This window comes from Paraburkholderia sp. RAU2J (assembly GCF_003634845.1).
GTDB lineage: Bacteria > Pseudomonadota > Gammaproteobacteria > Burkholderiales > Burkholderiaceae > Paraburkholderia > Paraburkholderia fynbosensis.
Window position 1 is genome coordinate 384,594 of sequence record NZ_RBXG01000004.1, and the last position, 23,016, is coordinate 407,609.

Below are 23,016 nucleotides of genomic sequence, written 5' to 3' on the forward strand. Positions count from 1 at the left end.
TTCCTTAGAACCCGAACAGGCCCGGGCGGCGACGCGTGATGGTCACTTCCTCATTCGGCGCGCGCAGCACGATTTCGTTAGCAATTTCCTGCACAACGATGTACTGCCCGCGACGAATGAAGTTGGGGCTGACGTAGTCGCCATGATCCTTGACAACCGGGACCGCAAAGGGAGCGTCAGCTGGCAGACGAAGCCACACGGCCTTGCCGTCATCGAATACGGTTTCGGGCTTGAAGGAAGCGGAGCCGGACACCTTATAGTCGAAGTTGAGCTTGTCGGGGGAGACACCGATCGGACCGGAGTCAGTCTGCCCGCCAGCGTCATCACCCTGCCCTCCACCGACGCCGCCCGTCTGTTCTCTCGCGCGGACCTTTGCCATGACGGAGCCAGGGTAGTTGAAGCGCACCGTCTGATAGAACAGGCCACCCATCGGCGACGAGACGAGCGTCATGTCGTACTCGCGGAGATTTGTAGTCAAGTGCAGAGTGTTGACCAGGCCGGGTTTAACGGGTTTGACGAAGACGTGGTTCTCGCCGTCCGTGTCAATAACCCACTGGACCGAATCGCCCATTGCCGGATCAGTTGTCAGTCGCTCGCCTTTCGCCAGTTCGATGGTGGTGTTCTTGAGCGGCGCGGTCATGATCCGGTAAATCTGGTCGCGGCTGTATGGGAAGACTGCCATGCGCGCATCACCCGGCATGGTGACCGGGTCGGACCCGGCGTTATACGGGTTCACCGGGCTCATCGGATCGCTCATTGCAGTAGCGAGATCGAACGATGCGGCCGAACTGGGCGCGCTTTTTCTCGCTGCATACACAGCCGGACATACTGCTCCGGCGCAAGCGAAAACGATGGCCCACGAAGCGAGCGTGCGAGAGGCAATCATTATTGAGTCTTCTGGATCGAGAACAACGGATAGAACAGTCCGAACGGATTGGACCCTAGCGCGTCTTCGGATGTCGGCGGGACGATCTGGTAGCGAATCGTGAGGGCGTACTTCTGGACGACAGGTCGGTCGGTAGGCGACTGGGTTGTGCTGGTCGTGAACTCGACAACGCCGGTGGAGTCTTCGAGTAGCGCAACATTAGTGACGCGCACCTCTCTCACCAACTTTGGATTCAACGTAATGGCCTGGAACGGCGCGTCGGCCTTAACCCAGTCACCGAACTGATTGCGTGCGTTGCCCACCATCATGGCCTTCACGCCGTTGATGTTCTTGGCCATCCGCGAGGACTGGATGTCGTCCGTCAGAACCGGCTCGATCGTCCACCAGCGCTCGACCGATTCACGCAGCGAGGTGCGGATCGCCTGGTCGTCTGGCTTATAGGCCGCAAGCTGGGTGACTACAGCATGGCCATTGGCGTCGGACGCGACACCATATGACTTAACTTCCGACGGCGGTGGATTGCGCGTGTAGACCGCTCCCCCCGCGACGAACGCCAGAATGAAGCAGAAAGTCTTCCAATGATTAGCTTCAGTGCGCAGGCGTGCGCCCATGTCGAAGATAATCTTCTCGGGGTCATCCTGTGAGTAACCGCCAGGCGCGGTCGAGAGAGCAATCTGTTTCTTACTGCGGAATAAACGCATGACAGTCGATCCATTAGGGCCGACTCAATTCAATCAGCCCGAAGAGGAAGCCAGTCATGCAAAAGAGATGCGATTTTCAGCCGCTTTCCAACATGAGACCTTTGCGCGCCAATTGGCTGATCCGGTTCAAGGTCACCAGGCAGAAAGACGCCGAATTTCGTCAGCTTTCGACGCTTGACATGTTTCCGCCGCGAAGTAGTATCCATTCTCGGCGATGCTATATCCCGCTATCCCCCTAGGGTTATTTGTAAGCCCTTGATATCCAGGGCGATTTTATTTGATGGATGCCGATCCGGATCAGGGTCCTTTTGCATCGTTCGTAACTATTCCGGCAGCCTGTCCCTTCTTTAAGAACCGCTATCTCTGGATTTGAACTAATGACTGATATTGCGGACCCAGCGGTACTCGACCTCGCACGACGGCGTGCCGATTCCAAAGCGCGGTATCTGAACCTGCGTCGGTCCGATGCGGCACCGATTGAACTAGGCCGATTCTTTGCGGAGTTGCTCGCTTACGGCTTATGGCCGACGCAGGCGGCCGTGGCCGAAGGCATAGGCGAATCACCGCTCAAAGTATCCAGATGCCTCAAGCTAGTTCGTGTGCCGCAACAGATCGCTACCGTTTTTGGAGATCGTACGGTCTCTCGCCGTACGGCCACCATGCTGGCAGAGATTGCCGCGCGTATAGGCGAAAACAAGCTATTAGAAAACGCGCGACGCCTTGGAACAAGAGACGATCTCCCGATCGGGGAAATCTTGCGGGCATTGCAGACCGGCGAAGTAAACGCGGCGACAGGCGCGGAAATGCGTTTAGTGCGGAATCCAAAGGAAAATTATTTGCGACTGTACTTACCTAGAGTTGCTAGACAGGACATCGGGAAGCTCGAAGCGAAAATTCGACTCGCTATGCAGTTGCTGTCGTGAGCCGTGTTTCCTTTTGCCGCAGCCAGGCGGCCAAGTAGTTCATTCGAGGCGGACTTGCGGATTCCGCTGATATCCGATTCGGCAATCCTGTGAGTGTGTCGGGGGTCGAGCTAATGTAAGCGTTGCTTGAGCACCGTCTAGACCGATTGCGCCAAAGCCGACAAGGTAGTCCTCACCGGATGGCTGGCACAGCAGCGAGATGGACGCGTAGCTTCGGAGACTGACGATGTGATGCGCGTACTCCGTCGGCACGCTGTAGCGATTGCGGTCAAGATGCACCAGACTCGTTGGCGTGTGACTATTTATCCAATTGGGCCGACTCAATTGAATCAGCCGCGGGGGGCGCTCTGAGCTGACTACACTCACATCCTGGACGCGTTGGTACGAAGCGAGCCGCCAAGCGATCTATCGCACTCGATCAGGATGTCCGTAGGTCGCGGAGGTCTATATATTCGGATCGAGTCGCCCAATATCGTGAAACTAGTCTCGTGACTGCATGATCTGGAGACGGCTTTGATTCTTGCAGCGCGTATGGTGGGACTCTAAGAATCTCTTTTGGGCTGAGGTCGCATTGTTGTCGCGGCAAAGCCATTTACGATGCCGCGACAACAATGCGACGTGTCCGCGCCTCATGTAGATGCGCACGAAAGCATGTCGATTTCGCTGTCACGTTCCTCGATGCTTGAGACTGGCAAGCTCAGAGCCATTGCTGAGTAAGTACTATGCGCTGCAAACTGCCCGTACTCGGCTATCTAATCGATACAGCGCGCTGGTTTCTACCGCGGACACCAAGCCGTCTATGCGATTGCCCTCGCTCCCTCTTCAGCTCTTAGACTTGGTGGATTTCGCCCTGTTGAAAACGTAGCCTGCGAACCCGTCCTTCAGATCGGGGTACCTTCCAATCGTGAGCTCGGCCAGGTCGGCTGTTGGGTCGATGCCAAGTCGACGCAAAGTCAACTTACCGGCTGGGGTCGTCCTATAAGTGCGTCGCCATTCCTCTCGCTGCTTTGATCCTGCGGCTTCGTATGCGTCCCACCCCCGTCGAATCTCATTCACTCGACGGTCCTGCGCATCTACATCTTGGGCCGCGACGCGCAGCGCTATCTGAGTCGCAGCCTGCTGCTTTACGGCGACCTCGCGTTGCTCATTGAAGGCGAGGCTTTCCTGAACCTCGATCATCTTGCGTTCCGCGTCAGAGACGATCCACCCTTCTTTCAACGCCTTCATGAAGAACCCAGCCGGGCTTTTAGACACCTTACCCAGTTTCAGGCTAAAACGAGTGCGCTCGATCGCCTGCTCCAATCGGTCGTCGGTGTACGTATCGCGCTGAGCGGCAATCTGATTCAACTGCGCGCTGGACAAGCCGAATTCCTGCTTCAACGTCTGGTAGATTACTTGGGCTTGCTCGTGCGTTTGCAGAACTCGCTCCGCCATTTCCTTTCGCTCGATGCGAAACTTCAAGCGGCCAATCTTGCGAGAGCCCTGCTCATTGCGCGTCTCGTAAGATAGCTTCAGATCGGATACTTCGTTAATCTGGTCGACGGCCGGCGCGAGCCAGTCCCGTTTGAAATACTTAAACTCGTGCGCCTTCGCACCCATCGCCCCCTGCCAAGAGCGCAATTCTTCCAGCGCAAGCCAATCAGTCTCACCTTCATCGGCATAGGGGAGCAGGTGGTCATACATGACCCGAGCGTAGCTGAGCGAGAACAGAGAGGTAATGCGCAGACTTAGCCAATGTGATTTCCCGGGACCTCTGATAATGCCTATGAGATCGGGGGGCACCCGGAACTGAAACCGACCGCCGGCGTAGGATATCCGACCGATCAATTGGACAGAACCGAAAGGCTTCTCTCCGTCCGCATCCGGCGCGGCGGTCGCTTGAATCAATGCTCTCTGCGCCTCGGTGATGACCTGCTCAAGGTGCGTGTTATTGCGACTGGAGTAGCGCATGAGCCACTTGAAGTAGTCCAACTCTACGTCATACAAGTCTCGAACTTTATCGTCCTGCGCGACGATAAAGTAGGCAGCATCAATCAACCGTCTAGCTGCGACCCCCAAGTCGACGATACGGATAAGAACATTCTTTCGTGCGAAACCGACGTCCGAACGAGCCGCGTCAACCGGGAGATCCTGGGCATTCGCGTCGTCGAACAAAGCTAGGGCTAGTTGCCGCGAGGTGGCTACCTGCCCTATCGACATTCCGCCTCCCGAATTGATGGTTTGAGGGTGATCTGGAGCGGTACGGTACCGACCGTAAGGTGCAGTGTCAACACAGAACACCTCACCTTAGCCCTACGTTCAATCACAGAACACCTCACCTTCCTATCGGACCGTCACATTTCACCTCACCATTGACGCTACAACACCTCACCTTGGTCGCCAATTTGCCTCACTTTAGCGGGGTAAACGCTTCACCTCTCTGCTCAATTCACAGCACCTTTAGCACAGAACGCCTCACCTTGCATTCGTAACTCATTGATTCCTATAGTCCGGGCTGGTCCGGTTAGTGGTTTGTTGGTTTGATTTTTATATAAAAGCTTACCACCCGTCCCTCAGACCGGAATTTGGGGGCGCCCAATCTGCAAGGTCCATGTACATACGCATCGTTTGCATCTAGAAATGGATTTTTGAGAATTCAGCCTTGGATCCACCCGTCTACCACGGTTCTTGAAGGTGAGGCGAATTGTGTTGGAGGGCGAAAGCAGCGTAGGAACTTGCAGCTTTGGGATCTTTTAGGTGAGGCAAATTGTGTTGCGCACGTATGACGAAACGGGGTCAAGACGGCCTGTATCTTAAAAGCGGAGGCATTGTGTGGCGTAAACCTCTCGCTAAGCCATTGAAAACAACATAATTTTGGCGTGAACGGCGGCCTATGGAGTGGTATCGAATATTTTTGTAGCTATTAACCGGTGTGATGAGTATTCTACGGTTTGGCGTATCAATACGTAGAAACCGTAAAAACGCATGGAGAGCGTTGAGAAATTCGCTCACCGTCATCGAAAAGGAAGTGTGCAAATGAATCTGAGCGAGTTGCCAGGAATTGATCGGCGCGTGAAGCTCTCGAATCTCGGAGAGTTCGCCGAGCGCTTGTCGGTGATGGCGAATGAATTGCGCGACCAAATATTGGCGCCCCGTCCGCGCAAGAATCCGCCAGTTTTCACGATTGGAGAATTATCGGAGCTTTGCAGCATTGATCGACAGAAGATAAATTATCTGGCCACTAAGGAGGGCGGGGAGTTGCCGCCAGGTATGACGCACGGCACCGGTAGAGCGCGCATTTTTTCCCTGAAAGACGTGCGAACTTGGGTGCAACAGGTGTCTGATATTTACCAGACTCCGCTCGTCAGCGGGACGCGTGACCACCGGGGCCGTGTATTGATCACTGCCAACTTCAAAGGAGGCTCTTGTAAAACTACAACCACAATGTGTCTCGCACAAGGGCTGAGTTTGCGCGGACGGAAAGTTTTGGTCATTGACTTGGATCCCCAAGCGTCGCTCTCAGAGTTATGCGGGTTATACGCCGAAAAGGATGTGACGTGGGAAGACACGGTGCTGCCGTTCATTTATGAGCCCGACGCGGAAGGAGGCTTGGCGTCTAAAGTGCAAAGTACATATTGGGACGGCATTGATGTGATTCCGGCCCATAACTACCTCCATGACGCGGAGTTTCATTTGCCGACGGCGCAGCAAACAAATCCTGGCTTCGAGTTTTGGTCCGTTCTCCGCAAAGGGATCGAACCGTTGCGAGCGCAATACGATTACATCATTCTCGACACAGCACCCTCCCTTTCGTATATGACTCTCAACGGTCTTATGGCCGCGGACTCTATGGTGATGCCGCTGGTCCCGGAAAGTCTGGACTTTATATCGTCGGTATCATTCTGGTCGCTGTTTTCTGAGGTCGCGAATGGATTCGTCAAACATGAAGTCGATAAGACGTATGACTTTATATCCGTCCTCCTCTCGAGAGTTGACTACGGCACTACTTCGTCGGCTCCTGTGGTGCGTTCGTGGTCCCAGCGCGCATATGGGGATTGGCTCCATACTACAGAAATTCCCTCAAGCTCGGTGATGAGTAACGGCGCGCTCGCCTTTTCGACGGTATTCGACCTATCCCGTTCCGACGCAGTGGCCAAGACCTTGGCTCGGGTGAAACAGCCGCTGCTGGACTATTGCAAGTGGATTGATGACCAGTACGTGGCCCAATGGAGGGATGGACAATGAGTAGCCTTCGCGAACGCATGATGAGCAAGACTGCAGATGTCCGTGCAGCCAAAGATATAAAGCTTGATCCGCAGCAAGATAAACCGGCTAGCCCACGGACTGCGCCTGGGATGGCAGGGGCACTGGCGCATGCGCAACAACGCATCTCGGAACTTGAAAAGACGGGTGCTGCTTCAGATGTGGCCGTCGCGGATATCGTCCCGAATCCGTGGCAACCTCGTCAGTTGTTCAACGAGGGGAAGCTACAACAACTCGCCGAATCCATACGCGCATCTGGTCTAGTCCAGCCGATCGTGGTCCGTCGCGCTGTCGAAGGGTATCAAATAGTTGCGGGCGAGCGGCGTTGGCGTGCCCACAAGATGATTGGGAAGGAGACGATCAAGGTAGTCATTATTGAAATCTCTGACGAGGAGATGGCAATGTTGGCTCTCGTGGAAAACGTTGCACGAGAGGATCTTTCTGACTATGAAATTGCGCGGTCGATTCGACGGACTGAGAAGGAATTTCCGAACCGAAAGAGGACGGCGGAGGCACTTGGTATATCCCGCTCGGAGCTTTACCGATATCTCGCGTTTAACGATCTTCCCGAATTTATAAGCAAAGACCTCGATGTCCAACCTCGCTTGATTGGCGCCCACGCGGCGGAAGCTGTCGTGTCAGCGCTTCGCGACAAAGATGAACGAGCCTTCGAGATAGCGCGAGGGGTTTGGGCAAGACTGGTTAGCGGTGAGCTTGACCAGTCCAGGCTGGGACGGGCGATCAAGCTCGCAATCGAAACTGGGGGGCAAGTCCCCAGCGGGGTCAGCGACCGGAGTATTGAAAAGATCTTTGCAGGGAAAAATCAGGCCGGTTCGATCACAAAGGATGCGATTGGCTTCACCGTGAAAATCAAGGCGGGCATGCTGACAGTGGATAAGGAGCAACAGATTCGAACACTTATCGCAGAGCTGTTCTCAGCAGGTCACACCAGCGGTGACTAGGTGCTGACGGTGCACGTGTCCCCAATGGGGACACGTGCACCGTAGACCCAATAGTTGCCTACAGGGCACGACAACTAAAAAATCAACGCGGGGATCTCAACTCTCGGCCGCAAGCAAGCGACTGGCGACAGATTCCTTCCCCTCCGCGCCGAAGTGTCCCCAATGGGGACACCAAAAAACCCCTCGAAAGAAAACGCGAACGGCAAGTGCCCGTAACCCTGTCCTTTAAACCCGATTGTCCCCAAGGGACACACTCGCATCTTCGGAGCGATGAATGCGGTCGCTCACGTCCAAAACAAGAGACATGTTTCGTCGCCGGAGAGTTCGAAAACCATCTAGAGCCTGGCCCGACCGAAATGAAATCCGCGCCATGAAGTCGAATAGCTGTCCCTAATGGGGCATCACCTCGCGAGGCTTGGGCTTGTCGGTTCCCTTAGTAGCCGATCCTGAAATCCGCATCTGTTGCAGACGAATGATTCAATCTAAGGGCCGGTGGAAAATCGACTTTGCTTTGGGCGCGGCAAGGTTGCCCAAAGAACGATTTGAAATAAGTTTAAAGAGATCACTGGCGACGAGCGGCCAGCGCCAACATTTTTCTGCCAGAAATCTGCCAGTGTAGTCAAATCCTACGGATGAAAGGATGCTTCTATCAGTTTTCTGACAGATCTCTGACGTTTTCTAGACCCGCCGACGGGGCCGCTTATCTCGAAGAACCCGGGAGCACCCGACCACGCTTCAAGATACGACTGGGTACGTGACGACCCCACAGCATGAAAACGTACGCGTGAAGGAAATATGATTCGTGTGTTGTGCCGTGGTCGATGCCGGTTTTACCGACTCACAACTGCCGTTCGTCAGCCTTATATACTGAATTTGGATGCATCCATCACCTCGGCGCTTCGCGCCCGGTTGCGGGCAGACGCTAAGAGTGATCGTGCTACAGTTCCGGCGCGGTATACAGTGCGCTTGCTCGCGATGAACCACTATTCCGCGGCACCTGAGTCTGGTCCGCTCGAATAGAACCTCTCGAATTCAACGGCCATGCGGCGCTGCTCGGCCTGCACGTAGATCGACGTTGTCTGCACGCTTGCGTGTCCGAGTGCCCGCTGGATCACGTCGATCGGCGCGTCTTCTGCTGCGGCGTGGGTGCCAAACGTGTGCCGAAAGCCATGCGGCGACGCCTGATGGAGCGACATCCGGTCCGCTTCCGAGAGGTTCTCCATCTCCGCCAGCATGCCGTTCATCGCCCGTCGGACCAGCTTCCACAACCCATGCGTCGTATAGCAGTGGGGCCCTTCACCGCCATGTCGGGCTTCAGCCGTCGGGAAGTGCGGGACGACCAGCGGGGCAAGCAGCGGGGCCGTCGACCTTGGGTCATCGAAAGATTCGTCCCTGTCGCGCCAGTGAGCACGAAGTGCGACCACCGTGGCGGGACTCACGGGTACCGTCCGTTCCCGGTTGCGCTTGCCGATCACGGACAGTTTCTAGATCGGATCCAGCCGCGAGCTGTGCGGAGAAACCATCAGCGGGTCGCGTCGCGCGCGGGCGGCCTCCTCGCGCCGCAGACCGGACTCGCCCATCAACAGCAGCAACGCGCGTGCAATCCGCTACTGTGTGGCGTCGGCAGGTTCGCAGGCGCGGTCCATGAACTGCCGCGCCCGCTCCCATAGGCCCCCAGCGAGCGCCCGGTCAATGCTGATACTGGCCTCGCGCCGGCCAACCCGCGGATCATTCACCGCCTTCCACGGATTGCCCGCCAGATAACGGACATCGACCAGCCAGGTGAACGCCGCGCGCAGGGCGCGCGTCGCGTAGCCCTGCGACTCCGCCGTCAGCGCGCCGGTCGCAAAAGGTCGCCAGCGTGCCGAGTGTCGCGGAGCTTTCGGGCCGACGAACGACGGCGAGGGTAGGGCGAGGAAGTCCTTGTAGGCTTCGCAGTCTTCGACCAGCAACGCGCTCATCGGCTTGCCGCGGACGACCACCGCCCACAGGAGAAAGCGCCCCAGTTCTTTGGTGTACACGCGTAGTGTTTGCGGCTGATCCCGGTAGTGGTTCAGGTAAGCGCGCACCGCATCGAGATCGTTGCGTGCCTGGGTGAACGGGAAAACAGCGGACCGGTTGGCGCCCATCGCGCCGGACAGCGCGGTACCGAACGCCATCCGCTCAAGCGGCGCCAGGGCGCTGCGCGGCCCGTCAATGACAACCACCTCAGTCGCGATCAGCGGGTCGTCGAGCTCGACATCGTCGACGATCCGCTCGTCGATCGACGCCTCGTGCTGCCTCAGCCACGCGACGATGTGCCAGGCCCGGCACGCGCCAATGCGCGGTACCGGGCGCCACCAGCTGCCCCCGCGCCGGTTGCAGAAGCTGATAAGGTCCCCCAGCGTCCTGATCCCTTCGCCCTTGAGTCGCATCGCCACCAGGGGACGGAACCACATGCCGACCGGATGCCGCGCATCGGGTCGCGCCACGGCGAGCGCGGCCGCCTGCTCGACCATCTTGAGGCTGACCGACGTGAGCCGTGCGCTGCCGCGTGCGCGTGCCGACGCTTTCAGGTGGTCAGCGAGCAAGGGTAAGCCATGCTCGATGGTGAGGTCCACGAGATCGGCCTGCATCTGTCGCAGATAGGTCGTGACTCAGCCCGCGCCTAGCACATTGCCGTCGCTGTCCTCGGTGAAGTACAGGCGCGCGATAGTCGCCGGCGGCACGCGAACAAAGGCGCGCAGCGCGGCGAAGTCGGTGCGGCTATAGGTGCGCGTCAGGGCGAGGGGCAGGGACCGGTTGGCCATGATCAGGGATGAAACGCGGTGAACAGGGTAAATCGTCCGTTGAAGTAAAAGAAACAGCACCGTCGGAAGCGCGACCGTCCTATTTATAAGGCTTCGGCGGTGCGTTGCTTCCAGATTTGCTTGCAGTCGGAAGAAGCAAAAGTTCGAAATCGCGAAAAGTCGAATTAAATGTTATAAACTTAGGACTATTAAATGCCTGCCACCGTGTGATGGTCTTGACTCGTGCCTCCGCCTGCATCGCCATAGAGGGGCTCGCAGATCCGTGAAACATTCGTGAACAAAAGGTGTATCCGCCAGACCGCCGACGACCAAGGCTTTGCCGGGCGATTGCATGAAAATGTTTCACGGAAAAATCGGCATACTGCCACCTGGACGCGTTTGGTTGCGGTCTTTCCTGCGAGTTAAAACTACGCGCCGGGAGTTGACACACCGAATGTATAATTTGTTACGTAAAGTGTAGTATCCATACACCGATGCTTTTTGCGCCTTCCGGGAGATAAGAGGGTCCGTGCGCCGTCGGCAGCGCGAGTGCGCGATATCGCCTGAAGATCGACCGTCGCCTGACACTGTTCGGCCGACGGGCGTTGAACGCGTGGCTGCAGCTTGAGTTCGATCCCGATGTTGTCAGCTATTGCGAACGCCCGCTGCGCGCTCCCGGTGCGTTGCCAGCTCGTCGGATAGATTTCTGGGCGAAAGCCGATGACACCGAGCGCCTCCTCATTCTGCTTCGGACTTCGGAACTGCAATGGGCCACAATGCCCCCACGCTGGTTCGCGGCATTCGAAGCGTGGGCCGCGAAGTCCCGAATGCGGGTTTGTCTTGTCGAGCGGAAAGAAGCTGTGACAGGTGAGGTACTGCGTCGCAATCAGGCCACCATACCTCACCACGTTGCAGCAGGGCACGCTTTCGTCTCGGAGAGGATGAAGCAGCACGCGCTTGACTCGAGCGAGAGAGGCGGGAGCCTGCTTGAGCTCGAAAGCAGACAGTTCCCCCACGACCCCGTGCTGGCACGGACTGTCGCATTCATGCTGGTCCTCGACGGTCGCCTACGCTGTCCAACTCTTGCCCTTGAGCCAATCGGTCGACATACCCTGCTGGTGCGGGGATGAAGATGATGGCCTTCGGCGACCTTCGCTTCGACCGCCAATCGATCCCAGAGGAATTGCGTGATATTGCGAAGTGGCCATCCGCAGATGACGGCGGCTTGTCCGGTGCCGATCGTGATCTGCTGCGAAGGCGCATTCAGGCGACGTAGAACGTATTAATTTTGTCTCTGTTGCGTCATTAAATGTGTCACCTCGCGTCAGCGGAGTGGAAATGCAACTAACCGTCAGCCACAGCAGACCCGCCCAGTCGCTTCGCCACAAACCAAGTCGGCAAGGGAAGGGCAGTCCGCTACCTCCGACCGCGACGATTACCCGTTCGACACACCCGGGGCATCACTGCCTAGTCGTAGAAGCACTTGACGCCTGATGGCGAGGCGGTCTCGCCTGCACATCGCAGGTGTGGTCGACAGAATCGACAAGCGGCCATAGGAGAAGTGCGAACGGCACCATACGCACCGGAAGGGAGCGTCGATCGCATTGCTGTTAATGATGAATGGACTCTCGCGCATGCATTGCGGACAACGAGTCAGGAGTGGTTGTCGATTTGCCGGACAGTGATCTTCTTCGTCAAGCTGATGCAACACACTGTGGTAGCCGTGCGCCGCGCACTGCCTGCAATACCGGAAGACCGTGTGATACCGTTCATGCACAGTCGAATCGATCAACGATGCATCCAATACCTTTCTGGGTAGCCGCACCAGGTGGCGCAGGAGCGCAATATCGATAGCGTCCCGCCGTGGTGCGACGCCTTCACGCGGATCAACATCGGGGCTCATCATACGGAGGAGCACATCCCCAGGCAGCGCGTTGGCGCATGCGAACTTCCACAGAATCGAAACGAGGGACTCACCCGGCATCAACCATGCGATGTTGAAGTCACTGCCCAGCGCGAGCCTGAGTTGCCATTCATCGAACGTGAGAATCGGAAAGCGCGGTGTCCTGAGCGCTTTCCGCTTACGCCGTCGCGAGCACGCGTCCGGTGGCATGACGGGACTGGATATAGTCGCAGTGATGAACGGCGTGGGTCCACAAGACTGCCTCGGGGCAGTAACCCGGTGCATCCTTGATCTCGCTTTCCTTGAGCACGATTTCGACGGCGCGTGCGAACGATTCCATCGGAATCTCAAGGCTGCCGGGCAAGCTCGCCTTATGATGGGCAGCCTCGAACGTCTGCCATAGCAACGCGGCGTCACTGACGAGGCGATAGCCGGCATCAAACGCCTCTGGCACGTAAAAACGTGTAAAGCTCCATGGAGTGCCTTCCGGGTAAGCAGTCTGATCGTAACCATTCAGGCACGTAGCGATATCGTGGGCATTGCGGATACCGTAGAACGCGAGTTCGTCGACCATGAGGCGCGCAACGATTTGCGTCTTGCCTGCGACCTGTAACGCGGTTTTCTGCGCGAGCAGTTCCTCCTGCCCGACGAGGAAGGTGAAAAGCTTGATCTGCTGGCGATCAAGCACATCGTGCACGTCGCGCAGCCATTCGTATTCGTTCTCGTTGTACCGTTGAGCCTCGTCGCAGAACAGGAGCACGGCGCTGCTTCCGGAGCGGGCGGCTGCCTCGCGAATACGAAGCGACAGGCGGGAGCGTTTTGCCGAACTGGTACCGGCGTTCGGTGCGTGATCGCCTACCGCCTCCAGCAGATTCGCGAAGAAGGGACCTTCTGCATGCCGCGGCTTGTGCTCGCACTGCGCATGGTAGGTCGTTATCTTCGGGTACTGACGCGCGAGCAGGAGCCGAACGTATTCGATGGCCCGCGTTTTACCAATCCGCGACGGCCCATAGATCAGCGCGCCCATGATGCGGTAGCGCAGGCAGCGCGTGACGAGCTCGTAGAACGCCTCGATCGCTGGGGTGGCAAGACGATAATTGCCGTTGACGAGTGGATGCAGTGATGGGTCGACCGGACGCGGAATCTGGAGCGACATGACATACCTCGCAGCTTGAACAGCGGAGTTAAAACACCTGACCGGTGCCGATCTAAAGCTTTCGCGGTCGAACTGAAGTGCGTGGAGCAAGCTCGTTGACCGTTGCCGCCTGCGCCTCCATCTCTCGCGCGCTAGCCGGTGTGACGGTATCTGTCCCGGGAGGGCGGGGCGGACCGACGGGAGTGCGAACAGTCGGTGCTGAACCGAGCAGTCGCGTCGCATGAGCGAGCTCCGTCGCAGCCTTGCGGGTCTTCTTCGCCTGCTTCATCTTCTCGTCGACGTAGGCTTCAATCGGGTTGAGATTGGGGATTGCGTTGCTTCGCCGCCTGCCCGATTGTTTGAGTATCTGCTGACGCAGCTTGAGGTTGTGTGGTACCACGCGCCACGCTCCTTGCGCCTCGAGTACACCCAGCTCCATGCCGTCAACCAGGAAAGCGCGCACGGAGCGCAGGTCGTCGGCGTTCATGTAGATCAGCAGATGCCGACCAATGAGGTGCGTACTCGTTGCAAGGACACGGTTTGTGTAGCGCACGCCATACAGGTTGATGTGTGGTCGCACACCCTGTTGAAGGTAGGCCCGCACACGGCACCGCAGTGCCGACTGCATCAGGCAGAGCGTCCGGCGCTGATGCTCTGCCAGCCAGACCAACATCGTCTCCCTACCGCGTACGAAGTACTCCATCGCTTCGAGTGGAGTCGCGTTGTTGAGTCCCCTGTGCGGTGTGCCGTTGTAGCCTGAGATGGCGTACTCAACGAGTTCCGCCAGTTCATCAAGGGAGACATAGAGGCGCAGATCGCCTTTGGGATCCGAGAGCGCACGGCGCAGGTCGCGTATGTGAGAACCGGTGTATCCCGGGAAACGTGAAGACAGTCGACTGGCAATCGTGCCGAAGAAGCGTTCGATATAGGGGCGCTCGTCCGGGCTGTGTTTCGGGCCGGCATCAGCGAGGCAGCCCACGAATTCGCACAACGCCGTCATCGTCTCGTCTGCGAGGTTGGCCTTCGCGTTGTCGAGCCGGATCCACTCCCAGGTCACGTAGCCCAGTTCAGGCATCTTCCCTGACGGAAAACCGTCATGCGGTCCGTAGGTGAGGCCAGGTATAGTGAACGTTCGCGGGCGGTGCGGTGTCAGCGCATTCTCGATAGTCTTGATGACGTCGTAGCGGCTGTACTCCCTTGCCAACGCGATGTGATATACGATTACGGCGCGCGTGCAAACGTCGATGATCACAAGCAGCCATACTCTTTCCATCTCGAATTCATGTGCGAAACCTAGCGGATCGCGCACGACGACCTTGAGACGGACGTCCATCCGGTGACCATCGAACTCGACGACCTGATATGGCCGGACCGCTGCGGGTGGACCGGAGTCGTCAACCCGCGGCAGGCCTTTGAGATGGCTGGCGCCCGCGGAGCGTGCAGCCGAGCCGAAGCTTCGCAGCATCTCCGACTATACCCGTCGTGAAAGCGAGCGGATCGCATGGTCGCCCGTGTTCAGCGGGTAGTCGGCCGCCGTCAACCCGACTGAGCGGCATTGGCGCAGGAAATTGTCGTGTAGAGACTGCAGACCGGGCAGACGCGTGCGCAGTTGCCCGTCAGTATGCATCTGTTCAAGCCATACCTTGCGTTGCTTCACCTGAAGCAACAGCCACCCCGTCAACGTCGGGTAGCGTTCAAGCAGCTGCGCGAGTGCACCGGCGGCGCCGCGGCTGCCGCGCTCGCCGCGCAGCTGCACGTCACGCACTCGCGCATATTCTGCGATGCGCACGTAGTGGATGAGTGCCCGGAAGCCGAAGGGGCGGCCGTCAGGGTGAACGGCCTGCGCGCGCTCAAGCCAGCGGTACAACTGCCGGCGATTGAAGTGTGTCGACTTTTCGATGGCTCTGATCGGTTCACCGGCGATATAGCGCAATATGGCCTGCCGCCGTGCCTCGAACTTATGGCAGACTGGCTCGTCGAGTTCGGTGTGAGCGACAGTGGGCCATGCATTGACATCGATCGTCTGCAACTCCGGCTTGCGGCGACTCATGATGTTGCCTCCAACGCTGTGAAGGAGGTGAGCAGCGACAGTGGTTGCGTCTGAAGTGCCGACGCGGTGACGTTACCGCTGTGGAGCAAGCTGAACAAGGCAGCGCGAACGATCACCGGGTCACTGGTCAGGAACTCGCGCTCGATATCGAGCAGTCGCCGTGGCTCGTCCACGAATTGCATGATTGCCGGTAGTAACGTTGCTGGCACGAGGCCCCGGTTCGCAACAAGGTAGGGGAGGATGCGCTGCCAGTTGTCCGTCCATGCACGCGCCGCTGCGAGATCAGCCGATCCGACAAGCCGGACCTCTGCGGTGCAAGCGTCAAGCTCGGCGCATGAGCCGTCTGCATTGGATCCAAGAAGCAGTTCGCTTAGTACAACCAACTCCTCGCGATCAACGTAGCGCACCCAGAAATCAGCGACGTGACGGTCTTCGTTGATCAGCACATAGCCCGGTCGCTCGCAGAAGGTGGTCACATTCGGGTTCGCCTCGAGTAGTAACCATTGTTCAAGCAACGCACGACGGTAGAGCATCAGTAAGCGGCTCGCCCCGACCGTCGTAGGCGGTGACAGGGATACACAGCAAAGTGATGTCCATCATTTTCGATCTGATGGACACCACTTTGTCAGAGTCTGCAGAGAAGAAGCCGGGTAGTCGTGCGGGCCGTCCGAATTACCCACGGGAGCTTCGCGACCGGCTAGCGGCAGCAGCGTGTGAGCCGGGAGTCTCGGTCGCGAGACTGGCCCGGGAGAATGGTATCAACGCGAACATGCTGTACATCTGGCGGCGGCGATATCTTGCCGAGCAGCAAGCTCCGTCTGCCGGCCTCTTCCCTGTCGTACTGCTGAATGACGCGCCGACACAGGTCGTTGCGTCATCTTTGGCCGAACCGCAAGCGCTTGATATGAAGCCGGCGTCGCCTGGGGGCACGATCGAGATCCGCATCGGCCGTGCGGTGGTTAAGGTAGACGGCCTGGTCGACGCTGACATGCTGCGGACCGTGCTGAGTAGTCTGCGATTATGATCTCTCTGCCAGTTGGTACGCGCATCTGGATCGCTGCGGGCGTGACCGATATGCGCTGCGGTTTCCAGGGGCTGGCCGCGAAGGTACAAACGGCGCTTGAAGAGAATCCACTGGGCGGCAACGTCTACATCTTCCGAGGCCGCCGGGGCGACCTCATAAAAATCCTCTGGGCAACGGAGGACGGAATCTGGCTTCTCGCGAAGCGGCTTGAGCGAGGCCGATTTATCTGGCCCCAGGCCGACGGCGGCAAGGTCCATCTGAGTTCAGCGCAACTGTCGATGCTTCTCGAGGGCATCGATTGGCGACAGCCCCGTCGCACCGCCGCGTTATCGATGTTGTAAACCGCGCGGCAGACTCGTAAACTACGGCGCATGTCGAACGGCGCCGATCTCCCAGACGATGTCGAACTCCTGAAGGCCTTGCTGGCAGAGGCCCGTAGCCTGCTTGCCGAACGCGACGTCGAGATCGAGCAGCTCAAGGCGCAGATCGACAAACTCAGACGCATGCAGTTTGGTCGCAAGTCCGAACAGTTGCAGCGGCAGATCGAGACGCTCGAGACGCAACTTGAGGATCTGGCTGCCGGACGCGGCGTTGCGGACGTGCAGAGTGCGCAGGCTAGAGTAGCAAACGTGTCCGCCTCCAATGCCCCGACGGACGAAGCGGCTTCGAGGCAAGCGCTACCTGCGCATCTGCCGCGCGAGGATCATGTACTTGAGCCCGAATCAAGTTGCCCGGACTGCGGTCAGCCAATGCAGATGCTCGGCGAGGACGTGTCCGAACAACTTGCCCGGGTCGCGGCGGCGTTCAGGGTCATTCGCACGATCCGGCGCAAACTGGTCTGTCCATGCTGCAGCACCATCAGGCAACCGCCGATGCCCGGTCTGCCGATCGAGCGGAGCATCGCCCATCCGACCTTGCTGGCGGACATCCTCGTCTCGAAATACGCGGACCACCAGCCGTTGTACCGGCAATCGGCGATCGCGGCGCGCGATGGCGTGACGCTTGACCGGGCCAGTATGGGGCGCTGGGTCGGCCAGTGCGAGGCACTGTGCGCACCGCTAACAGAGGCGCTGCGCCGCTATACGATGGCCGCCACCAAGCTGCACGCAGACGACACGCCGATCCCGGTGCTCGCACCGGGCAACAGGAAGACCCGCACCGGCCGGCTGTGGGTCTATGTGCGTGACGATCACCGCTCGGGCTCGATGCAACCGGCTTCGGTCTGGTTCGCGTACTCGCCGAACCGGCAAGGCATCCATCCTCAAACCCATCTCGCCAACTTCAAAGGGATTCTGCAAGCGGACGCTTATGCGGGTTTCGACGAATTGTTCCGCGATGGCTCGATACGCGAGGCGGCATGCCATGCCCACGCCAGGAGAAAGTTCTACGACATCCATGTGCGAACGCCGTCCGACACGACGCAACAGGCTCTCGAATATATAGGCGGTCTCTATGACATCGAGGCCTCCATCCGCGGCAAGCCTGCGGCCGAACGGCTGCGAATACGCCAGGAGAGAGCCAGACCACTGCTTCAGATCTACGAAGCGTGGCTCAGGGCCAGGCTCGAAACGCTGTCGTCGAAGTCCGACACTGCCAAGGCAATCAACTACTCGCTTAACCAGTGGCACGCACTGACGCTGTATTGCGAAGACGGCACGCTCGAGATCGACAACAACATCGCGGAGAACGCGCTGCGTTGTGTAAGCCTGGGCCGGAAAAACTTTTTATTCGCTGGCTCGGACAGCGGTGGAGAACGGGCAGCCGCGATGTACGCGCTGATCCGCACTTGTGCACAGAACGACATCGATCCGCGCGCCTATCTGGACTACGTGCTAACTCACATCGCAGACCACAAAATCAATCGCATCGACGAGCTTCTACCGTGGCGCGTGGCAGACAAGCTGCACACACCTGGCGGTCTGCCGACTTCCCCTACCTGACCGGACAAATCCGGATCACCATCATGCCTTACGCGCACGCGCGTGGACGAATGGCTCAGGTGAGCCGCTTACGAGCATCACGCGGCGCGCGAGTTTGGGGCTGAAGGCTTCAAATCGATGTGCGCCGCGTGGACGGGCAAGCGCGATCGGCCTGGTTACCTGACGGGTATCCGCCATGAGGTCAGCCTCCTAAGGACGGGATTCGAAGTGTAGGAGGTGAATTGGCAAATTTAATACGGACATATGCGAGTTGACACTTTTATGCCGACTCGAAGGGACATAAAAGTGTCAACTCGCGCGCGTTCTGGCCCGCGGTTACTGGCGAGGGCCGGTGACAGATTCATTACGTCCTACGAGATGCGTAGCGCGCGCGGCATAGTCTTCACCGCGAAGCCTTAATTTGTCCGCTGCGCCAGCAAAGATGTTTTTTTTGATGATCGAGCGCAGCGCGGCACGCGTGAGAGGCTTCATGGATTTGCCGAGCGGCAACACCAGCGGCGTGTCCTCGTCCGAGGACGGGAGCGGCACGAGCCCGCGCGCGCGCCTGTAGCGCGCGAGTTCGACAATCATCTCGGCGGAGGCGGGCACGAGTCATTCCTTGTCGCCTTTGCCAAGCACCTCCAGCCACCACCGCTCGTGCCCCTCGTTGTCACGCCGGCAGAAAAACTTGCCCATCGTGTTGCCGCCGACCTCCGAGATCCGCAGGCCGCCCAGGTCGAGCAATGTAAAAAACCATCGAGCGCGCCAGTAACGTTTCTGTTCCCGATCGCTATCACGGGGCAGGCCGTCGATATAGACCTTGACCTCCTGCCAGAGGTCGCGCTCCAGGTAACGGGTGGTCCGCGGCGCCTGACGGCGGGACCGCTGGCGCGTTAGCTACAGTGGGTTGCCGGCCCAGGTAGCCAGCTTGGTTCTGTCGCAATAAGAAAAGTGCGTTGAACAATGGCCGGCATGCTAAGGACTATTTACACCGCTAACGCGTAGAACTGCTCCGCGGGGAGTCTGTCAAATGCCGCAGTCTTTCTTCTGCCCCTTGGCGATCATATGCAAAATTTCAATGCCGCTCAACAAGATGCGCGCACAACGAATATCTTGAATCCCAACATGGGTCGGGTACGGCGCTTTATCGCCCGATGGTCTTGTTCCACGATGTTGTTGAGATACTTGCCCTGGCGGATCTTGATAGGCGTCTCACGCTCGGCGTTCACGGCGTGCAGCCCGGCCAGATTGGCACCACTCTTGTCGATGGTTACGGTTTCGGGCACGCCATTCTGATCGATGGCCTTCTCGAAGTACCGTCGGGCCGCTTCCTTGTCCCGCCTGGCTCGCAGCAGGAAGTCAACCGTGTTGCCGGCCTTGTCGACGGCGCGGTACAGATAGGTCCATTGCCCCTTGACTTTGAGTGGAGTAAGAGACAGGGCGTAGTCGAACTATTTCCCTGCCTCTCCTCCCCGAACCGGACGTGCACCTCTCAGCGCATCCGGCTCTCCGCTGAAGTGTCGTTCCAATCGAAGGCGACACCGTTGCACCGTGCCGCCCGTTTGCTTTGTATTTCACTGATTATCGAAGGTCTTCACCTCACTACAGTCAGTTAGTCAACCAGGCAAACCACTTCAACTGCCTCCCTTCGCCATGTAGCCGGCTTTCCCGACCTCGGACTACTACGGAGGCTCCGCCAGCTTGCGCATCATCGGGGGCACCCCCCCTTAACATCTGTGCAAGCCTTCCCCAGTTCACATGCTGGACTCAAGCGCACGGGCGAGGGTGCCTGTCGCGGTCTTTATCCTTGCTTGCCGCAAGTCGTCGCGAATGCCACGGCCTAGCTGCGGGCTCTCCATGGCTCCCTGCTGATGGGCCTACATATCCAGTCAGCATTCGCGTTGCCGGGCCGTACATATGATCGGCAACAATCCGCGTCCTGCCTGTTAAGCGGTGTAGGCAGGGGTGACGATTCACCCCTCAGATGCGTTCAAACAGGTTCTTGTTCCTCAACCGTCCCATGCTCAGCCTGGAGGCTCATCTTAGCGTAACCGCTTCGCCGCAAGCCCCGTTTCCCACGGACTTCGTCACCTTGCCAGTGTCGACAAGTCACTGCCGCTTCGGCTCACTTTCTCTCGCAGCAGAGAAAGGGCATAACCGCTTCTACCGTGGCGCGTGGCAGACAAGCTGCACACATCTGGCGGTCTGCCGACTTCCCCTACCTGACCGGACAAATCCGGATCACCATCATGCCTTACGCGCACGCGCGTGGACGAATGGCCCAGGTGAGCCGCTTACGCATAACCCGGTACCGCAACGACAACTTCTCCGGGTTTTGCATTCCCCCCTGCATACCAGCCGCCGGTATTGCGACGGAACCAAGATTGTCAACGACCAGCCTGCTATGCCAATCGTCTGCTCTTGCCCGAACTTGGTCGGGCATTTCGGTCGCAGAAAAATCCTCGTTTGTAGCTGTGAGCGAATGCAGTAACTTGGTCCCGAGTTTTCAGGCATGCCTTTGGTCCCCGGAACGAATTGAAGATCGCCTCGTGCGCGTCATGCGAACTGGAACCTGTACGCGACCGGTAGGACGACCCAAGCGCTACCGAGCGAGGTGGCAAGCTGCTCCGACAGCCAGCTTTTTCCCGAGCCTGAGTTTCCAATCACCACCGTTTTGACCAGGTTCATGTGCAATGGCTCATCGTCGTCTTGTTGGGATGAGAATTCTCGCGATTTCATATGAGTTCGTCGACCGGCCGCTCCTGGGCCGACGGCTGCCGGTGACAAATTTATTTCGCACGGTGCAAATGGTTGCCCAGTAAGGCTCTGCCGCCGTCGGCGATCCGTATGGTCGCCTGTTGACACTTTTATTGACGCGACGGTGACAACTTTAATACGGTCTAAGGATGTCGACGCGACTTTCCTTTGTCATGTTGCGCTCCATAAGGGAATCAGCGGAATTTCACTATTGCAGCGGCGTTGCGTGCATGCAATCACGGTCATTGGAGGCGGAGATCGTCACCTTCATCACGCAGATCGAAAATCGCGGCATCAACGACATCCAGATTGACGTCACTGATCTGCGGGGTGGCGCGAGAGACCGGCGCGCGCGTGAAGCAGGAGATGCTCCACCCCGGCACCGCGCCTAACAAGCTGCTCGCGAAGATCGGTTCTGAGTTGTACAAGCCTGAAAGGCTCGCGTTTCTGACGTCGCACGATCTGGCATGCAGATACTCACCCTGGTTTCTCGATTTGGCCACGCTTTGTGTGCTCGCCTTGGAACCCGAACGCTAACGGCGGGCATTACCTAAAGGGAGCATGTCGTCCGTTTCACACACATTTTGTACTTCCGGCGCGCTTCCGTCTTACAAGCGACCGGGATCTTAGACGCAGCACAGACGGCCAGGTCGAGTGTCATGCCTTCGGCGCATAGCGATCTTATCTGTGGGCAATTCACATAGACGAGCCCCGACAGGACGACCGCTGCGAGCGCCGCAATAGTGGTGCTTCCTGCTTTCATGCCGTCCTCCACCGGCCTCGCCGTACGGGATTTGAGCCGGTGACCAACGGATTAGAAGTCCGTTGCTCTACCTCTGGAACTCACGACCCGAAAGAGACCTTGCCCGCCGCTTGCCCCACGTGCACATGTGTTCTCAACGACCTTGTTGCCCCCAGGAAGCACATCCAGTGACGAAGCGTCCGCTACAGCACGGTCGGCCGACGCTCAGTTCGCGCAACTGCTGGATTTCGATTTTCCGGCCCTTAGATTTGGTCGTATCAGTCTTCGCAAGTCTAAGCGTGAGCACTCTCCAATTCGAACTGCGCGTCGATGTGATGGACGTCCACGCGGAATAATCCGCATAACTTGTCGGGGTGTCGATCCGGCCCAAATGTGAACTTCAACAGAATTCAAGATCACAACCCTGATGCAGCGCAGGGAAGCTCATGCTGTCGCGCCACTGCTGTTCAGGCTCTCTAGCGCCTTCCTCAGGCGTTCCTCCTGATCGTTCGTGAGAGACGTCTTTAACACCTTTCCGCCGAACGGCTTCAGCTCTGGCAGAACCTTGTCGAAATTCACGCGACGCACGAGGATGAAGAGCGCCGACGAACCCGGCTCAATGTTCTGGCCCGTCGAGCGCATGAAATCGTCATCGATTCCATAGTCCGAGAGCGCGCCCGACAACGCGCCCGTACCAGCACCGACGGCCATGCCTGTTGCCAGCCCGACGAGCGGATTGAGCAACATCAGCCCAACCAGCGCACCAAACAGACCACCCCAGGCCGCGCCGCTGAGCGCGCCGATCTTGACGAGATCGACGGCCTGCTTGAGGTGTACCTTGCCCTTCGCGCTACGGACCACGATGCAGGCATCCTCAAGGTCGATCAGGTGTTCCTTTTGCATCTGCTGGAGTTTGGTCAACACCTGGTCGGCCGTCTCTTCGCCTTTGAAGCTTACAACGACCAGATCGCTCATCGATTTGCTCCTTTGCTCTGGGAAATAAG

Annotated in this window: 18 protein-coding genes and 3 pseudogenes; 9 read left to right on the forward strand and 12 right to left on the reverse strand. The window is 58.2% G+C overall.

Annotated features, from left to right (window positions below; all coding sequences use genetic code 11):
- Positions 1 to 4: 4 nt before the first annotated feature.
- Positions 5 to 886 (reverse strand): TrbG/VirB9 family P-type conjugative transfer protein, encoded by an 882-nt coding sequence (locus B0G69_RS39630; protein WP_199731513.1) that lies wholly within the window; start codon positions 884 to 886, stop codon positions 5 to 7.
- On the reverse strand, positions 886 to 1,587 hold the full coding sequence (locus tag B0G69_RS39635) for a type IV secretion system protein (RefSeq protein ID WP_121325460.1): 702 nt from the start codon (positions 1,585 to 1,587) through the stop codon (positions 886 to 888). Before B0G69_RS39635 ends, B0G69_RS39630 begins: the two co-directional genes overlap by 1 nt.
- Here B0G69_RS39635 and B0G69_RS40915 point away from each other — a divergent pair.
- Positions 1,586 to 1,765, forward strand: a complete 180-nt coding sequence (locus B0G69_RS40915) for a hypothetical protein (protein WP_147440848.1) — start codon at positions 1,586 to 1,588, stop codon at positions 1,763 to 1,765. The two genes, B0G69_RS39635 and B0G69_RS40915, sit on opposite strands and share 2 nt — an antisense overlap.
- Before the next feature lie 199 nt (positions 1,766 to 1,964).
- Positions 1,965 to 2,510: a hypothetical protein gene (locus tag B0G69_RS39640; RefSeq protein ID WP_121325461.1), complete on the forward strand. Its 546-nt coding sequence runs from the start codon at positions 1,965 to 1,967 to the stop codon at positions 2,508 to 2,510.
- Between the two features lie 822 nt (positions 2,511 to 3,332).
- On the opposite strand, the gene B0G69_RS39645 is transcribed toward B0G69_RS39640, so the two are convergent.
- Positions 3,333 to 4,709 carry a replication initiation protein gene (locus B0G69_RS39645; RefSeq protein WP_121325462.1) on the reverse strand — a complete coding sequence of 459 codons (1,377 nt, stop codon included), beginning with the start codon at positions 4,707 to 4,709 and terminating at the stop codon, positions 3,333 to 3,335.
- Positions 4,710 to 5,525: 816 nt separating this feature from the next.
- Here B0G69_RS39645 and B0G69_RS39650 point away from each other — a divergent pair.
- Positions 5,526 to 6,734, forward strand: a complete 1,209-nt coding sequence (locus B0G69_RS39650; protein WP_121325463.1) for an AAA family ATPase — start codon at positions 5,526 to 5,528, stop codon at positions 6,732 to 6,734.
- A complete protein-coding gene (locus B0G69_RS39655; RefSeq protein WP_121325464.1) occupies positions 6,731 to 7,714 on the forward strand; it encodes a ParB/RepB/Spo0J family partition protein in 984 nt (327 codons plus the stop codon). The genes B0G69_RS39650 and B0G69_RS39655 overlap by 4 nt, the downstream gene beginning before the upstream one ends.
- A 983-nt stretch (positions 7,715 to 8,697) precedes the next feature.
- Here the strand turns inward: B0G69_RS39655 and B0G69_RS43065 are convergent.
- From B0G69_RS43065 to B0G69_RS43075, 3 genes are all read right to left on the reverse strand, one after another.
- Positions 8,698 to 9,189, reverse strand: a complete 492-nt coding sequence (locus tag B0G69_RS43065; RefSeq protein WP_347232548.1) for a site-specific integrase — start codon at positions 9,187 to 9,189, stop codon at positions 8,698 to 8,700.
- Between the two features lie 132 nt (positions 9,190 to 9,321).
- Positions 9,322 to 10,314, reverse strand: a complete 993-nt coding sequence (locus tag B0G69_RS43070) for a phage integrase family protein (RefSeq protein ID WP_347232549.1) — start codon at positions 10,312 to 10,314, stop codon at positions 9,322 to 9,324.
- Between the two features lie 36 nt (positions 10,315 to 10,350).
- Complete coding sequence (locus B0G69_RS43075; protein ID WP_347232550.1) at positions 10,351 to 10,503, reverse strand: hypothetical protein; 153 nt, start codon at positions 10,501 to 10,503, stop codon at positions 10,351 to 10,353.
- A 1,105-nt stretch (positions 10,504 to 11,608) separates the two neighbouring features.
- Here B0G69_RS43075 and B0G69_RS41260 point away from each other — a divergent pair.
- Positions 11,609 to 11,758, forward strand: coding sequence for a hypothetical protein (locus tag B0G69_RS41260; RefSeq protein ID WP_158609064.1), 150 nt, complete (start codon positions 11,609 to 11,611; stop codon positions 11,756 to 11,758).
- An 805-nt stretch (positions 11,759 to 12,563) separates the two neighbouring features.
- On the opposite strand, the gene B0G69_RS39670 is transcribed toward B0G69_RS41260, so the two are convergent.
- The 3 genes and pseudogenes from B0G69_RS39670 to B0G69_RS39680 all read right to left on the reverse strand — a co-directional run bounded on the left by B0G69_RS39670 (position 12,564) and on the right by B0G69_RS39680 (position 16,103).
- Positions 12,564 to 13,541, reverse strand: a complete 978-nt coding sequence (locus tag B0G69_RS39670) for an ATP-binding protein (RefSeq protein ID WP_121325466.1) — start codon at positions 13,539 to 13,541, stop codon at positions 12,564 to 12,566.
- A 52-nt stretch (positions 13,542 to 13,593) separates the two neighbouring features.
- Positions 13,594 to 15,570 (reverse strand): annotated as a pseudogene (locus B0G69_RS39675) (integrase).
- Positions 15,567 to 16,103 carry a hypothetical protein gene (locus tag B0G69_RS39680; protein WP_121325467.1) on the reverse strand — a complete coding sequence of 179 codons (537 nt, stop codon included), beginning with the start codon at positions 16,101 to 16,103 and terminating at the stop codon, positions 15,567 to 15,569. The pseudogene B0G69_RS39675 and the gene B0G69_RS39680 overlap by 4 nt, the downstream one beginning before the upstream one ends.
- 56 nt (positions 16,104 to 16,159) lie before the next feature.
- On the opposite strand from B0G69_RS39680, the gene B0G69_RS39685 reads away from it, so the two are divergent.
- Genes B0G69_RS39685 through B0G69_RS39695 form a run of 3 tightly spaced genes read left to right on the forward strand, consistent with a single transcriptional unit; the run spans position 16,160 to position 18,534 of the window.
- A complete protein-coding gene (locus tag B0G69_RS39685; protein WP_121325468.1) occupies positions 16,160 to 16,594 on the forward strand; it encodes a transposase in 435 nt (144 codons plus the stop codon).
- Complete coding sequence (gene tnpB / locus B0G69_RS39690; protein WP_121325469.1) at positions 16,591 to 16,935, forward strand: IS66 family insertion sequence element accessory protein TnpB; 345 nt, start codon at positions 16,591 to 16,593, stop codon at positions 16,933 to 16,935. The genes B0G69_RS39685 and tnpB overlap by 4 nt, the downstream gene beginning before the upstream one ends.
- Before the next feature lie 30 nt (positions 16,936 to 16,965).
- Positions 16,966 to 18,534 (forward strand): IS66 family transposase, encoded by a 1,569-nt coding sequence (locus B0G69_RS39695; protein WP_121325470.1) that lies wholly within the window; start codon positions 16,966 to 16,968, stop codon positions 18,532 to 18,534.
- A gap of 363 nt (positions 18,535 to 18,897) precedes the next feature.
- On the opposite strand, the pseudogene B0G69_RS39700 reads toward B0G69_RS39695, so the two are convergent.
- Positions 18,898 to 19,444, reverse strand: a pseudogene (locus B0G69_RS39700) (integrase); the annotation flags it as partial.
- Between the two features lie 55 nt (positions 19,445 to 19,499).
- Positions 19,500 to 19,943, reverse strand: a pseudogene (locus B0G69_RS39705) (IS6 family transposase); the annotation flags it as partial.
- A gap of 1,636 nt (positions 19,944 to 21,579) precedes the next feature.
- Between B0G69_RS39705 and B0G69_RS39720 the strand changes: the two are divergent.
- Positions 21,580 to 21,807, forward strand: coding sequence for a hypothetical protein (locus B0G69_RS39720; protein WP_147440849.1), 228 nt, complete (start codon positions 21,580 to 21,582; stop codon positions 21,805 to 21,807).
- Between the two features lie 649 nt (positions 21,808 to 22,456).
- On the opposite strand, the gene B0G69_RS39730 is transcribed toward B0G69_RS39720, so the two are convergent.
- Complete coding sequence (locus tag B0G69_RS39730) at positions 22,457 to 22,987, reverse strand: DUF1269 domain-containing protein (protein ID WP_121325657.1); 531 nt, start codon at positions 22,985 to 22,987, stop codon at positions 22,457 to 22,459.
- Positions 22,988 to 23,016: the final 29 nt, after the last annotated feature.

Bases quoted from the DNA above. Each gene is read 5' to 3' on its own strand.
- B0G69_RS39630 (WP_199731513.1), bottom strand. From the start codon at position 886: ATGATTGCCTCTCGCACGCTCGCTTCGTGGGCCATCGTTTTCGCTTGC.
- B0G69_RS40915 (WP_147440848.1), top strand. From the start codon at position 1,586: ATGACAGTCGATCCATTAGGGCCGACTCAATTCAATCAGCCCGAAGAG.
- B0G69_RS39635 (WP_121325460.1), bottom strand. From the start codon at position 1,587: ATGCGTTTATTCCGCAGTAAGAAACAGATTGCTCTCTCGACCGCGCCT.
- B0G69_RS39640 (WP_121325461.1), top strand. From the start codon at position 1,965: ATGACTGATATTGCGGACCCAGCGGTACTCGACCTCGCACGACGGCGT.
- B0G69_RS39645 (WP_121325462.1), bottom strand. From the start codon at position 4,709: ATGTCGATAGGGCAGGTAGCCACCTCGCGGCAACTAGCCCTAGCTTTG.
- B0G69_RS39650 (WP_121325463.1), top strand. From the start codon at position 5,526: ATGAATCTGAGCGAGTTGCCAGGAATTGATCGGCGCGTGAAGCTCTCG.
- B0G69_RS39655 (WP_121325464.1), top strand. From the start codon at position 6,731: ATGAGTAGCCTTCGCGAACGCATGATGAGCAAGACTGCAGATGTCCGT.
- B0G69_RS43075 (WP_347232550.1), bottom strand. From the start codon at position 10,503: ATGGCCAACCGGTCCCTGCCCCTCGCCCTGACGCGCACCTATAGCCGC.
- B0G69_RS41260 (WP_158609064.1), top strand. From the start codon at position 11,609: ATGAAGATGATGGCCTTCGGCGACCTTCGCTTCGACCGCCAATCGATC.
- B0G69_RS39670 (WP_121325466.1), bottom strand. From the start codon at position 13,541: ATGTCGCTCCAGATTCCGCGTCCGGTCGACCCATCACTGCATCCACTC.
- B0G69_RS39680 (WP_121325467.1), bottom strand. From the start codon at position 16,103: ATGCTCTACCGTCGTGCGTTGCTTGAACAATGGTTACTACTCGAGGCG.
- B0G69_RS39685 (WP_121325468.1), top strand. From the start codon at position 16,160: ATGTCCATCATTTTCGATCTGATGGACACCACTTTGTCAGAGTCTGCA.
- tnpB (WP_121325469.1), top strand. From the start codon at position 16,591: ATGATCTCTCTGCCAGTTGGTACGCGCATCTGGATCGCTGCGGGCGTG.
- B0G69_RS39695 (WP_121325470.1), top strand. From the start codon at position 16,966: ATGTCGAACGGCGCCGATCTCCCAGACGATGTCGAACTCCTGAAGGCC.
- B0G69_RS39730 (WP_121325657.1), bottom strand. From the start codon at position 22,987: ATGAGCGATCTGGTCGTTGTAAGCTTCAAAGGCGAAGAGACGGCCGAC.